Below are 12,795 nucleotides of genomic sequence, written 5' to 3' on the forward strand. Positions count from 1 at the left end.
GGCAGAGCTCCAGGTGGCTCAGAGGGAGCCGTGGAAGGTGCGGTTGATGACGTCGAGCTGCTGGTCGCGGGTCAGGCGGATGAAGTTGACCGCGTAGCCGGAGACCCGGATGGTCAGCTGCGGATAGTTCTCCGGGTGCTCCATGGCGTCCTGAAGGGTCGCCTTGTCGAGCACGTTGACGTTCATGTGGAAGCCGTCGCTGGCCATGAAGCCGTCGAGGACTCCGGCGAGGTTGTGGATCCGCTCTCCGGGCGTGCGGCCCAGGGCGTCCGGCGTGATGGTGTTGGTGAGCGAGATGCCGTCCTCGGCGTCGTCGTAGTCGAGCTTGGCGACCGAGAGCGCGGAGGCGATGTAGCCGTGCTCGTCACGGCCGTTCATCGGGTTGGCGCCGGGGGCGAACGGCTCGCCCGCGCGGCGGCCGTCGGGGGTGTTGCCGGTCTTCTTGCCGTAGACGACGTTCGATGTGATCGTCAGGACGGACTGGGTGTGCAGCGCGTTCCGGTAGGTCGGGTGCTGCCGGATCTTGCCCATGAAGTCGGAGACGATCCGCTTGGCGATGGCGTCGGCCCGCTCGTCGTTGTTGCCGTAGGCGGGGTAGTCGCCCTCGATCTCGTAGTCGACGGCGAGGCCGGTCTCGTCGCGGATGACCTTGACCTTGGCGTGCTTGACGGCGGAGAGCGAGTCGGCGGCGACCGAGAGGCCCGCGATGCCGCACGCCATCGTGCGCAGGATCTCCTGGTCGTGCAGCGCCATCTCGACGCGCTCGTAGGCGTACTTGTCGTGCATGTAGTGAATGACGTTCAGCGCGTGGACGTATGTCTTGGCGAGCCAGCCGAGCATCGCGTCGTAGCGTTCGACGACGGTGTCGTAGTCCAGGTACTCGCCCTCGACGGGCTCGAAGCCCTCGACGACACGCTTGCCGGTCTTCTCGTCGCGGCCGCCGTTGATCGCGTAGAGCAGGGCCTTGGCGACGTTGACGCGGGCGCCGAAGAACTGCATCTGCTTGCCGACGGCCATCGCGGAGACACAGCAGGCGATCGCGGTGTCGTCGCCGTACTTGGGACGCATCAGGTCGTCGGACTCGAACTGGATGGCCGAGGTGTCGATGGCGACCTTGGCTGCGAAGTCCTTGAAGCCCCTGGGCAGTTCCCGCGACCAGAAGACCGTGAGGTTCGGCTCGGGGGCCGGGCCCAGGTTGTAGAGGGTCTGCAGGGCGCGGAACGTGGTGCGGGAGACCAGCGGGCGGCCGTCCTCGCCGATGCCGGCCATCGACCAGGTGACCCAGGTCGGGTCGCCGGAGTAGAGCTCGTTGTACTCGGGGGTGCGCAGGAAGCGGACGATGCGGAGCTTGATGACGAAGTCGTCGATGAACTCCTGCGCCTCGGCCTCGGTGATGCGGCCGGACTCGATGTCGCGCTGGAGATAGATGTCGAGGAAGTTGTCGATGCGGCCGATCGACATGGCCGCGCCGTTCTGCTCCTTCACGGCGGCCAGGTAGGCGAAGTACAGCCACTGGACGGCCTCGCGGCCGGTGGTGGCGGGGGCGGAGATGTCGTAGCCGTACGACATCGCCATGGCCTTCAGTTCGCCCAGGGCCTTGATCTGTTCGGAGGTCTCCTCGCGGGCGCGGATGACGTCCTCGGTGGCCCACTCCTCGCCGAGCAGGGCTTTGTCGGCCTCCTTCGCCGCGATGAGGCGGTCGACTCCGTAGAGCGCGACGCGTCGGTAGTCGCCGATGATGCGGCCCCGGCCGTAGGCGTCCGGGAGACCGGTGATGATGCCGGAGGAGCGGCAGGCGCGGATCTCGGGCGTGTAGGCGTCGAAGACACCTTCGTTGTGGGTCTTGCGGAGGTGCGTGTAGACCTCTTTGACCTCGGGGTCGGCGTCGTAGCCGTAGGCGTTGAGTGCGCCTTCGACCATCCGCCAGCCGCCGTTGGGCATGATGGCGCGCTTGAGCGGGGCGTCGGTCTGGAGGCCGACGATCAGGTCGTGGGCGGCGTCGATGTAGCCGGGCCTGAAGGCGTCGATGCGGGACGGGGTCTTCACGTCCACGTCGTAGACGCCGCGTTCGTTCTCCGCGGGGAACATCGAGAGGAGCTTCTGCCAGACCTGGGCGGTGCGTTCGGTCGCGCCGGTCAGGAAGGAGTCGTCGCCCTCGTAGGGGGTGTAGTTCTGCTGCACGAAGTCGCGGACGTCGATGGCGTCCCGCCACAGGCCGCCCTTGAAGCCGTCCCATGCCTGACCGTGCGCTGTCGTTTCCGCGGGAGTGGCAGTCATCGCCGGCACCTTCCGAGTCGCCTTTTCGCTATGCGTCCATTGCACTCCGGTTTGATCGATCAGGGGCCTCGCAATGGTCCCCACTTCAGAGCCCAAGGTCCCCTCTCTCCGCCTCTACGACCAGACACATCCACCCTGACCTGGCGTTTCTCTCGGGACTTTGGACCCAAGTTCGCTTGTGAATGCATTCACAAGAATTTCCCGGATCTCCCGTGGTACCGGGCAAGGGCATACGAATGGGCCGGGTGCTCCCACACCCGGCCCACTCCGCCCACGCCGCTCAGAGACGGGGCCTCAGCTCGGCGACTGCGCGCCCTTGCGGGCATAGAACCACCAGCAGACCGCGATACAGCTGGCGTAGAAGGCCACGAAGCCCCACATCGCGCTGGTCACGGCGAAGTTGGCGAACATCGCCGGGATGAAGAAGAAGCCGTACGCGGCGATGGCGGAGGTGAAGCCGGTGACGGCACCCGCCTCCATCTCGGACTGCTTCAGCGCCTTCGCGTACGCGGGGGTGCCCTCCGTCAGGCCCTTCAGGTGCTGGTCGCGGAAGATCACCGGGATCTGGCGGAACGTAGAGCCGTTGCCGATACCCGAGAAGAAGAACGCGCACAGGAAGCAGGCGAAGAAGCCCCAGAAGCTGCCGTCGTCGCCGCCGGAGGGCAGGAAGCTGATGACGCCGATGATCGAGAGCGCCATGCCGGCGAACGAGATGATGGTGACCTTCGCGCCGCCGATCTTGTCGGCGATCCAGCCGCCGGCCCAGCGGGCGAGCGCGCCCACGGCCGGACCCATCCAGGCGTACGTCGCCGCCGAGTAGGCCGCGTCGATCGGCGTGAACGTCGTCTTGATGAGCATCGGCAGCGCTGCCGCGAACCCGATGAAGGAACCGAACGTGCCGACGTAGAGCCAGGTCATCAGCCAGTTGTGCTTGCGCTTGAAGATGATCTTCTGCTGACTGAACGGGGTCGACGCGACCTTCAGGTCGTTCTGGCCGAACCACGCGACGACGGCCAGGATCACCAGGACCGGTACCCACAGGAACGCGGCGTTCTGCAGCCACACGGGCGTGCCGTCGGCCTTGTGCTGGGCCGAGCCGACCGCGAGGACCGAGCTGGTGATGACGATCGGGGTGACCAGCTGGACGACGGAGACACCGAGGTTGCCGAGGCCGCCGTTGATGCCGGTGGCGTTGCCCTTGTCGCGCTTGGGGAAGAAGAAGCCGATGTTGGCGAGGGACGAGGCGAAGTTGGCGCCGCCGACGCCGCAGAGGGCCGCGATGGCGACCATCACGCCGTACGAGGTGTTCGGGTCCTGGACCGCGATGCCGAGCCAGATCAGCGGGACGACCAGGACGATCGTGGAGAGCGCGGTGAAGCGGCGCTGGCCGATCATCGGGCCGAGGAAGGTGTAGAAGACGCGCGCCGTGCCGCCGGTGATGCCGGGGACGGCCGTCAGCCAGAACAGCTGCGAGGTGGAGAAGCCGAAGCCGACGTCCGTGAGGTTGGTCGCCGTGACCGACCACACCTGCCAGACGACGAACGCGACCAGGAGCGCGGGGACGGCGATCCACAGGTTGCGGGCGGCGACCTTCTTCCCGATGGACTTCCAGAAGAGTTCGTTCTCCGGCTCCCAGTCGGTGACGGTCTTGCCTGGGCGGTACTGCGCCAGGTCGTACGTCGTGGCCGCTGGTGCGGTCGGCGCTTCTTGGGCGGCAGGCGATGTCATGTTGGTTCCCAGTTCGCTACGGGTCCCGACCTTGCTCCGGGGCCTGACGATTCCACGCTCCCGCGTGCGCCCCTTCAGAGGCAGAGGCGTAGGACATCCGCAGGTCGGCCCAAAGACACCAAGTTCAGGGGGCCTTCGGACCTCGTAAGCCGCCGCGGTGCGCGAGCGGGCCCCGGACGCCCGCCATGCCCCGGGCGCCCGCCACGCCCGCCACGCCCGCCACGCCCGCCACGCCCCGCCACGCCCGCCACGCCCCGGCCGAGTGTCACGCCCCGGCCGAGTGTCACCGCCGACCCGCTGGGCGCCGCCGACCCGCTGGGTGCCGCAGCCCCGCTGGGTGCCGCAGCCCGAAGCAGCGGGAACTACCCGCTGTGCCGACCCCATGACGTCCACGCCGCCTCCCGAGCCGACACCGGCCCCACCGCGCCTCGCCCAGCAACTCGTTCTGCCCCTCAGCGCGGTGGCGACGCTCGCGAGTACGTTCTCGGGCAGCTGGGCCGTCCTGGTCGCGGGGCTCGTGGCGATGGCCACCGTCGCGACCGGCACGACGCTCACCAGCCATATGGCCCGCGAGGAGGCTGCCGGGCAACTCCCGCTAACTCCCCCGCGTGATACGCAAGTCGGCATGGACTCCTCCCGCTCCCTCGCCTCGCTCACCTCTCTCGCCTCCCTCGCCTCCCTCACCGACGTCCCTGGCCTCCGCGTGGGCCACGCGACCCGTACCGCCCCGGCGCACGAAGGCCATCTCACCGGCACCACCGTCGTGCTCGCCCCGGCGGGCGGCGCCGTCGCGGCCGTGGATGTGCGCGGCGGCGGCCCCGGCACCCGCGAGACGGACGCCCTGGACCCGCGCAACCTGGTGCAGCGCGTCGAAGCCATCGTGCTCACCGGCGGCAGCGCGTACGGCCTGGACTCCGCGAGCGGCGTGATGGCGTGGCTCGAGGAGCAGGGCCGCGGCGTGCGGGTCGGCCCCGATCCCTCCCACGTCGTCCCCGTGGTCCCGGCCGCCTGCGTCTTCGACCTCGGCCGCGGCGGCGACTTCACGGCGCGCCCCGACGCCACGACGGGCCGCGCCGCCGTGGAGGCCGCCGCGGGCACCGAGCCGTTCACCCCGGTCGAGGAGGGGAACGTGGGCGCGGGCACCGGCGCGGTGGTCGGCAAGGTCAAGGGCGGCATCGGCAGCGCGAGCGTCAGGCTGGAATCGGGGGTCACGGTCGCCGCGCTGGTCGTGGCGAACGCGGCGGGCTCGGGGGTCGATCCGGAGACGGGCGCGTTGTACGGGCGGTACTTCGAGGGACGGCGGGTGGACTACCCCGCTCCGGAGGCCCACGACGAGGCCACGCGACGCCTCGCCGAAGCAGCCGCGTCCGCCGCGTCCGCCGCGTCGAGCTCCGGCTCCAGCTCCAGCCCCGACTCCGACTCCGGCTCCGGCTCCGGCTCCGAGAGTGGGCCTCCTACGCTGAACACCACCCTCGCCGTGGTCGCCACGGACGCCGAACTCACCAAAGCGCAGGCGCAGAAGCTCGCCGGAACGTCGCACGACGGTATGGCGCGGGCGGTTCGCCCCGTCCATCTCCTCAACGACGGGGACACCGTCTTCGCCCTCGCGACCGGCGAGCGCCCCCTGCCGGGAGCCCCGCAGAACCCGCTCGCCCTGAACGAGATCCTCGCGGCGGGCGCGGACATGGTGACGGCGGCGATCGTCCGGGCGCTCCTGGCGGCGGAGTCCGTGGAGACACCGGGCGGCAACTTCCCCTCGTACCGCGACCTCTACGACGTCCAGGACCGCCACGGCAAGCAGGCTCAGTAGGGCTCTCAGGTATCCCAAAGCGCTACCTAAGGGAATTCCCAGGAAGTACAGCTACAAATAGCAACAGACCACGGCGAGTTGGGCGACTGGTGGCCATACCGCTGTGCCCGCCCTCACACCAAGCGGAGGGAACCTTTCCGCCCGCTCGCCGCTCTTATCACCTACTGGATCAGAACGCGCACTTCGCATATAGATGGAGCACCCGTGACAACGTCGCACATAGCCAAGCCCCGGCGGCGCACCCTTCTGGCGGCCACCGCGCTTGCCGCCGTGGGCGCACTCTCCCTTACGGCCTGCGGCGGCGACGCGGACGCCGGTGGTGACGGCAAGGACGGCAAGTCCAAGTCCCAGGGCGCCGACATCACCATCTCGGCGAAGGACGGCTCGACCGGCGCCTCCATCAACGCCACCGGGGTCAAGGTCGAGGGCGGCAAGCTGACCGGGGTGAAGATGACCCTGGTCTCCACCGGCGCGGCGGTCGACGGCACGCTCTCCGGCGACGGCTCGAGCTGGAAGCCCAAGGCCCAGCTCGAACGCGGGATGAAGTACAAGATCTCGGCCGACGCGAAGGACACCGAGGGCAAGGAAGCGACCGAGAACTCGATCTTCACCACCGTCTCGAAGGACAACAGCTTCATCGGGAGTTACACCCCCGACGGCGGCGCGAAGGTCGGCGTCGGTATGCCGGTCTCCTTCAACTTCGACAAGGCGATCACCGAGAAGCAGTCCGTCCAGTCGCACATCACGGTCACCTCCGACAGCGGCCAGAAGATCGTGGGCCACTGGTTCGGCAACCAGCGTCTCGACTTCAGGCCCGAGGAGTACTGGAAGGCCGGTTCCAAGGTCACGATGAAGATCGCCCTGGAGGGCGTGAAGGGCGCGGACGGCGCCACCGGCGTGCAGAACAAGACCGTCAGCTTCACCGTCGGCCGCGCGCAGGTCTCCACGGTCGACGTGAACGCCAAGAAGATGACGGTCGAGCGGGACGGCAAGGTCATCAAGACCATCCCGATCTCCGCGGGCAGCCCCTCGAACCCGACGTACAACGGGAAGATGGTGATCGCCGAGAAGTTCACCCAGACCCGTATGAACGGCGACACGGTCGGCTTCGGTGGTGAGTACGACATCAAGGACGTCCCGCACGCGATGCGCCTGTCGTCGTCCGGCACCTTCATCCACGGCAACTACTGGGGCTCGCCCTCGATCTTCGGCAGCTCCAACACCAGCCACGGCTGCGTCGGCCTGCAGGACGCACAGGGCGCGGGCGACTCCAGCACACCGGGCGCGTGGTTCTACGACAACTCCCTCATCGGTGACATCGTGACGGTCAAGGGCTCCCCGGACGAGACCGTCGCCCCGGACAACGGCCTCAACGGATGGAACATGTCCTGGAGCGAGTGGACGGCGGGCAGCGCCGGCTGATTTTTCCAGCCGCCGGGTCCAGCCCTCTCACCAGGCCCAACACCGCGAGCCGCACGGGAACTTGCCGTGCGGCTCGTGCGTTTTCCGGTTCCCGGGCATGATGTGCGACTCAGGGGCTACGGTATGCACTCACAAGGTGACATGTAGCAACGCCGGGAGAAACCTTGAGCGTTCCGTATGAGTACGAGACGGCGTGCGAGCCACAGTCGGCCGAGCAGAAGCCTCCGCACTCTCCGCAGGAGCATCTCGAGCGGCTTCTTCGCCGCGCCCTGAACTCCTTCGACCTGCCGGACGACACAGTAGGACGCCTGGAATCGGCCCTCGCGTACGACAGTTCGCTGCACTCCGCGCATCACAGCGCGGGCCTGCACCGCGAGACGTACCGACACACGTGGCTGCTCGCCGACGCCGGCGCGCTCACCCTCTGGGAGCTCGTGCACAACACAGGCCCCGGCAGCCACGCCCAGCACGAGCTGTACGCGGACGAGGACGAGGCCGGTATCGCCACCGCGCGCCTGCCGCTCCCGCCCGACACCCCCGTCGGCGTCTGCGAGCAGCCGGTCGTGCTCCAGCTCCCGGTCGCCGACGAGCCCCGGCACATGTACGTCCCCGATGACTCCGCCGACCACGCGCGCAGGCTGCTGCGCCGCGCGGAGAACTCGGTGGTCGAGGGGCGGCCCGGTGAGGACATCGGGCGGTTACTGCGCTCGGCGTTCGCGCACCAGATCACCCAGGCCTTCGGCCGCCCCTGCCTCGCGGGCGAGGCACGTCTCTGCTTCTCGCTCTACGAACACGCGTTCCTGCTCTTCGACGGCAGCGAGCTCAGCCTCTGGGAAGTCGAGCACACGGTCACGCCCGACAAGCGGCACCGGTGCGAGGTGTACGTCTCCGAGGAAGTGGCCCGCGCGGCGATGGACCAGCGCGCGCGGAGCATTCCGCAGCAGCGTACGAAGTAGCCCGGGACCGTCCGTCGACTACGACCTGCCGTCACCTACGACCGTCCGTCGACTACGACCTGCCGTCGCCGAACTGCCGCACGAGAACGGCGAAGGCGGCCCGCTCCGCCGCCGTCAGCTCGACCGTCTCCGCGCGCGGAGGGCCCGTCTGTGCGGGCAGCGCACGCAGCGCCTGGGACTGACGCCAGACGTCCACGTCGACTCGGTCGCGACGCAGCACCCGCACCAGGCCCACGGCCCAGACTGCGGTCGCCACGGCCAGTACGGCCACGCCTGCCTGCTGGAGGATCGAGACATTCTGGAGCATGCCGCACAGTAGACAACACGATCCGGGGCTTACGACAGGGGGGTTGTAGGACTTACGTCCCGAAGTGACGCATGTCGCACAACCCCCCTCATAGGGGCTGAACAGTCAGAGCTCAGACAGAAGCTCAGATAAGAGCTGAGTCAGCAGCTCAGACAGCCGCCGGTACGCGCTCCTCCGTCACCGCTTCCTCAGCCTTGGCTCCGCTCTCCGAAGGGGCCTGCTTCCGGGCGCCCTTGAGCAGGATGACCGACACGGTCGAGACGCCGACACCGGCGAGGATCGCCACGAGGTAGAGCAGCGGCTGCCCGATGAGCGGAACCACGAAGATGCCGCCGTGCGGGGCCCGCAGCGTGCAGCCGAAGGCCATCGACAGAGCGCCGGTGACGGCGCCGCCTGCCATCGACGCGGGGATCACCCGCAGCGGGTCGGCCGCGGCGAACGGGATCGCGCCCTCCGTGATGAAGGAGGCGCCGAGGAACCAGGCGGCCTTGCCGTTCTCGCGCTCGGTCTTGGTGAAGAGCCGGCCGCGGACCGTGGTGGCGAGAGCCATCGCGAGCGGCGGGACCATGCCGGCCGCCATCACGGCGGCCATGACCTTGAGGCTGCCCTCGGTCGGGTTGGCGAGGCCGCCGACGGCGAAGGCGTACGCGACCTTGTTCAGCGGACCGCCGAGGTCGAAGCACATCATCAGGCCGAGAATGACGCCCAGGATGATGGCGTTGGCGCCGGAGAGGCCCTCCAGCCAGTCCGTGAGCGCGCTCTGCAGCGAGGCGATGGGCTTTCCGATGACGAGGAACATCAGGAAGCCGACGACCGCCGACGAGATCAGCGGGATCACCACCACGGGCATGATGCCGCGAAGGACGGTGGGGATCTTCACGCGCTGGATGCCCATGACGACCGCGCCCGCGATCAGGCCCGCCGCGAGACCGCCGAGGAAGCCCGCGTTGATGGTGACGGCCACAGAACCGCCGACGAATCCGGGGACGAGTCCTGGCCGGTCGGCCATTCCGTACGCGATGTAGCCCGCGAGGACCGGCACCAGGAAGGCGAAGGCGAGCCCGCCGATCTGGAAGAGGAGCGCGGCCCAGCTGGTGGTGTCCGTCCACACGAAGTGCTCGGCGACGGACGGCGCCTTGTCGATCTTCCAGCCGCCGATGGCGAAGCCGAGCGCGATGAGGAGGCCGCCCGCCGCGACGAAGGGGACCATGTAACTGACGCCGGACATGAGCCACTTGCGCAGTTTGGTGCCGTAGCCGTCGCCGCTGTCACCGGCGTTGTCGACGGGGCTCGGGCCGACGTCCGCGGTGGCCTCGCCACGGGCCGCCTTCGCCCTGACCTCAGCGATGAGCTCGGCGGGCCTGCTGATGCCCGCCTTCACGCCGACGTCGACGGTGGGCTTACCGGCGAAACGGTCCTTCTCCCGTACGGGGACGTCGTGCGCGAAGATGACCGCGTCCGCGGCGGCCAGGACCGCCGGGTCGAGGCGGGTGAAGCCCGCGGAGCCCTGGGTCTCCACCGTGATTTCCACGCCTGCCTCGCGGGCCGCGCTCTCCAGGGACTCGGCCGCCATGTACGTGTGGGCGATGCCCGTCGGGCAGGAGGTTACCGCCACGATGCGGAACGGCTCCGCCGAGGGCGGGTCGTCTTCCGGCTGCGGCCCGGTGGGTTCTTCCGCCGCGCTGCCCGCGGCTGCTTCCCCACCCGTCCGCCCATTACCTCCAGTGATCAGAGCCGCCGCCGACTCCGCGTCGGTCGCGGACCGCAGCGCGCTCGTGAACTCCTCGTCCATCAACTGCCGTGCGAGGGACGACAGGATCGTCAGGTGTGCGTCGTCGGCACCGGCCGGAGCGGCGATCAGGAAGATCAGGTCGGCGGGACCGTCCGGCGCCCCGAAGTCGATACCGTCGGCCGAGCGGCCGAAGGCGAGGGTCGGCTCGGTGACATGGGCGCTACGGCAGTGCGGGATGCCGATGCCGCCGTCGAGCCCGGTCGGCATCTGCGCCTCGCGGGCCGCCACGTCGGCGAGGAATCCGTCCAGGTCGGTCACCCGGCCCAGGGACACCATGCGCTCGGCGAGGGCACGGGCCGCCGCTTCCTTGGTTCCGGCGGACCGGTCGATTTCGAGGTCGACCAGTTCCGCGGTGATCATCTCGCTCATCGCGGGCTCCTTCGCACGCGTATCGCCCGGAGGGCGGGGGTGGGGACGGGGGTGGAGATGGGGGTGGGGACGGGGGTGGGGACGGGGGTGGGGACGGGGGTGGGGACGGGGGGTGAGCTGAAATCCTTGTGGGGGCTGTGGGGGCTGTGGGGGCTGCGGGGGCTGCGGGGGCTGTAGGGGTGGGGAGTCATGACACCGGCTCCGTCAGTACGCGGTCCAAGGGGACCTCCGACGTGACCGTGACCGCGTCGGGCGCGAGGTCGGACGGGGTCGGCATCGCGCTGCCGGGGAGTTGCACCGCTGCCGCGCCGTGCGCCACCGCCGAGGCGAGGGCCGTGGGTCCTGTGCCGCCCGCGATGAGGAAACCGGCCAGGGAGGAGTCACCGGCGCCCACGTTGCTGCGTACGGCGTCGACCGGGGCGCTGGCGAAGTACCTGCCCGAGTCGTCCACCAGGAGCTGGCCGTCCGCGCCGAGGCTTGCGAGCACTGCCCGCGCGCCCAACTCCCGCAGTTCCTCAGCCGCCTTGACCGCGTCGCCGACCGTCGCCAGGGGGCGGCCCACCGCTTCGGCGAGCTCCTCCGCGTTCGGCTTGACGACGTCGGGCCGCTCGGCGAGCGCCGCGAGCAGCGCCGGACCCGAGGTGTCCAGGGCGATACGGGCGCCCGCGGCGTGCGCGCGGGCCACGAGATCCGCGTACCAGGAAGGGGCGAGCCCGCGCGGAAGGCTGCCGCAGCAGGCGATCCAGTCGGCGCCCGCGGATCGCTCCCGCACAGCGGAGAGCAGCAGCTCGGCCTCGACCGACGTCAGTTCGGGCCCCGTCGCGTTGATCTTGGTGAGGGTGCCGTCCGGTTCAGCCACCGCAATGTTCGAGCGGGTCTGGCCCGCGACCCACACCGGCGCGACCTTGATGCCCTGCTCGTCCAGGAGCTGGTCGACGAGGGCGCCGGGCGCGCCGCCGAGCGGCAGGACGGCGAGCGTCTCCGCGCCCGCGGCTGCGACCGCCCTCGATACGTTGACGCCCTTGCCGCCCGGGTCCATCCGATCGCCGGTGGCCCGTATGACCTCGCCGCGGTCCAGCGAGGGGACCTCGTAGGTGCGGTCGAGGGAGGGGTTGGGGGTGACGGTGAGGATCATGCGCGTACGTACCGTTTCGTTGCCGACCTGCGTGTGGCTGTTGCCGTTGTTGTTGCCGTTGCCGTCCACGTTCTCGTTCTCGTCCGTGCCGCTCACGCCCGGATCACCTCCGTGCCGCCGGCCTCGATCGCCGCGGCGTCCTCGGGGCTGAGCCCGCTGTCGGTGATCAGCAGGTCGACATCATCGAGACCGCCGAAGCGCGCGAAGTGCTCCTGCCCGTGCTTGGCGGAGTCCGCGAGGAGCACCACGCGGCGGGCCGCGCCGATCGCCGCGCGTTTGACGGCCGCTTCGGCGAGGTCGGGGGTGGTCAGTCCCGCTTCGGCGGAGAAGCCGTTCGCGGCGACGAAGAGGACGTCCGCGCGGATCTCTCCGTACGCCCGCAGTGCCCACGCGTCGACGGCCGCGCGCGTACGGCTTCGGACGCGGCCCCCGATGAGGTGGAGCTGGATGCCGGGGTGGTCGGCGAGGCGGGCGGCGGTGGGGAGGCCGTGGGTGACGACGGTGAAGGTCGCTTCCAGCGGGAGGGAGGCGGCGAGGCGGGCGACCGTCGAGCCCGCGTCGAGGATGACGCTGCCTTCGGTCGGCAGCTCGGCGAGGGCTGCGTGCGCGATGCGGTCCTTCTCGTCGGCCGCCGTTCCCTCCCGCTCCGCGAGGTCGGGCTCGAAGTCGAGGCGTCCGGCCGGTATGGCGCCGCCGTGCACTCGGCGTACGAGGCCCGCGCGGTCCAGGGCCTTGAGGTCACGCCGGATGGTCTCGGCGGTGACCTTGAACTCCTCGGCCAGCGACAGCACGTCGACTCGTCCGCCGTCGCGCGCGAGCCGCAGGATCTCCTGCTGGCGCTCCGGTGCGTACATGTCCGTTTGCCTCCGCCTGATGCCCGAGCCTGTGGATTGCCTCCGAGACTACGGCCGGATTTCCGCAAAGTAAACACGTTCGGACCCACGGCGGACACAAACGGACTTTCGTCCTGGGGCTCCGCACACCCGCCACGCACCCGCA

The 12,795-nt window shown here is 69.6% G+C and carries 9 protein-coding genes; 3 read left to right on the forward strand and 6 right to left on the reverse strand.

The features are described 5' to 3' along the window. Positions 1-18: 18 nt before the first annotated feature. Together pflB and ACFVXC_RS13510 are read right to left on the reverse strand one after the other, a co-directional pair. Positions 19-2,277: a formate C-acetyltransferase gene (gene pflB, locus ACFVXC_RS13505; RefSeq protein WP_389904840.1), complete on the reverse strand. Its 2,259-nt coding sequence runs from the start codon at positions 2,275-2,277 to the stop codon at positions 19-21. A gap of 294 nt (positions 2,278-2,571) precedes the next feature. Then, entirely contained in the window at positions 2,572-4,005 is a 1,434-nt protein-coding gene (locus ACFVXC_RS13510) for a NarK family nitrate/nitrite MFS transporter (RefSeq protein WP_389904841.1), read from the reverse strand. 625 nt (positions 4,006-4,630) lie between these two features. On the opposite strand from ACFVXC_RS13510, the gene ACFVXC_RS13515 reads away from it, so the two are divergent. The 3 genes from ACFVXC_RS13515 to ACFVXC_RS13525 all read left to right on the forward strand — a co-directional run bounded on the left by ACFVXC_RS13515 (position 4,631) and on the right by ACFVXC_RS13525 (position 8,193). Continuing rightward, positions 4,631-5,815, forward strand: a complete 1,185-nt coding sequence (locus ACFVXC_RS13515) for a P1 family peptidase (protein ID WP_389905294.1) — start codon at positions 4,631-4,633, stop codon at positions 5,813-5,815. Positions 5,816-6,019: 204 nt separating this feature from the next. After that, the gene (locus tag ACFVXC_RS13520) at positions 6,020-7,237 is read left to right on the forward strand and encodes an Ig-like domain-containing protein (RefSeq protein ID WP_389904843.1); all 1,218 of its coding nucleotides are present in this window, start codon (positions 6,020-6,022) and stop codon (positions 7,235-7,237) included. Between the two features lie 164 nt (positions 7,238-7,401). Continuing rightward, positions 7,402-8,193, forward strand: a complete 792-nt coding sequence (locus ACFVXC_RS13525; RefSeq protein WP_389904846.1) for a DUF6227 family protein — start codon at positions 7,402-7,404, stop codon at positions 8,191-8,193. A gap of 52 nt (positions 8,194-8,245) precedes the next feature. Here the strand turns inward: ACFVXC_RS13525 and ACFVXC_RS13530 are convergent, their stop codons facing one another. The 4 genes from ACFVXC_RS13530 to ACFVXC_RS13545 all read right to left on the reverse strand — a co-directional run bounded on the left by ACFVXC_RS13530 (position 8,246) and on the right by ACFVXC_RS13545 (position 12,650). Next, on the reverse strand, positions 8,246-8,500 hold the full coding sequence (locus tag ACFVXC_RS13530) for a hypothetical protein (RefSeq protein ID WP_389904848.1): 255 nt from the start codon (positions 8,498-8,500) through the stop codon (positions 8,246-8,248). Positions 8,501-8,648: 148 nt separating this feature from the next. Next, complete coding sequence (locus ACFVXC_RS13535; RefSeq protein WP_389904850.1) at positions 8,649-10,661, reverse strand: fructose-specific PTS transporter subunit EIIC; 2,013 nt, start codon at positions 10,659-10,661, stop codon at positions 8,649-8,651. Positions 10,662-10,848: 187 nt separating this feature from the next. Continuing rightward, complete coding sequence (gene pfkB, locus ACFVXC_RS13540) at positions 10,849-11,796, reverse strand: 1-phosphofructokinase (protein ID WP_389905295.1); 948 nt, start codon at positions 11,794-11,796, stop codon at positions 10,849-10,851. A gap of 92 nt (positions 11,797-11,888) precedes the next feature. Then, the gene (locus ACFVXC_RS13545) at positions 11,889-12,650 is read right to left on the reverse strand and encodes a DeoR/GlpR family DNA-binding transcription regulator (protein WP_389904851.1); all 762 of its coding nucleotides are present in this window, start codon (positions 12,648-12,650) and stop codon (positions 11,889-11,891) included. Positions 12,651-12,795: the final 145 nt, after the last annotated feature.

The organism is Streptomyces sp. NPDC058257, assembly GCF_042881845.1.
Lineage (GTDB): Bacteria > Actinomycetota > Actinomycetes > Streptomycetales > Streptomycetaceae > Streptomyces.

Bases quoted from the DNA above. Each gene is read 5' to 3' on its own strand.
- pflB (WP_389904840.1), bottom strand. From the start codon at position 2,277: ATGACTGCCACTCCCGCGGAAACGACAGCGCACGGTCAGGCATGGGAC.
- ACFVXC_RS13510 (WP_389904841.1), bottom strand. From the start codon at position 4,005: ATGACATCGCCTGCCGCCCAAGAAGCGCCGACCGCACCAGCGGCCACG.
- ACFVXC_RS13515 (WP_389905294.1), top strand. From the start codon at position 4,631: ATGGACTCCTCCCGCTCCCTCGCCTCGCTCACCTCTCTCGCCTCCCTC.
- ACFVXC_RS13530 (WP_389904848.1), bottom strand. From the start codon at position 8,500: ATGCTCCAGAATGTCTCGATCCTCCAGCAGGCAGGCGTGGCCGTACTG.
- ACFVXC_RS13535 (WP_389904850.1), bottom strand. From the start codon at position 10,661: ATGAGCGAGATGATCACCGCGGAACTGGTCGACCTCGAAATCGACCGG.
- pfkB (WP_389905295.1), bottom strand. From the start codon at position 11,796: ATGATCCTCACCGTCACCCCCAACCCCTCCCTCGACCGCACCTACGAG.
- ACFVXC_RS13545 (WP_389904851.1), bottom strand. From the start codon at position 12,650: ATGTACGCACCGGAGCGCCAGCAGGAGATCCTGCGGCTCGCGCGCGAC.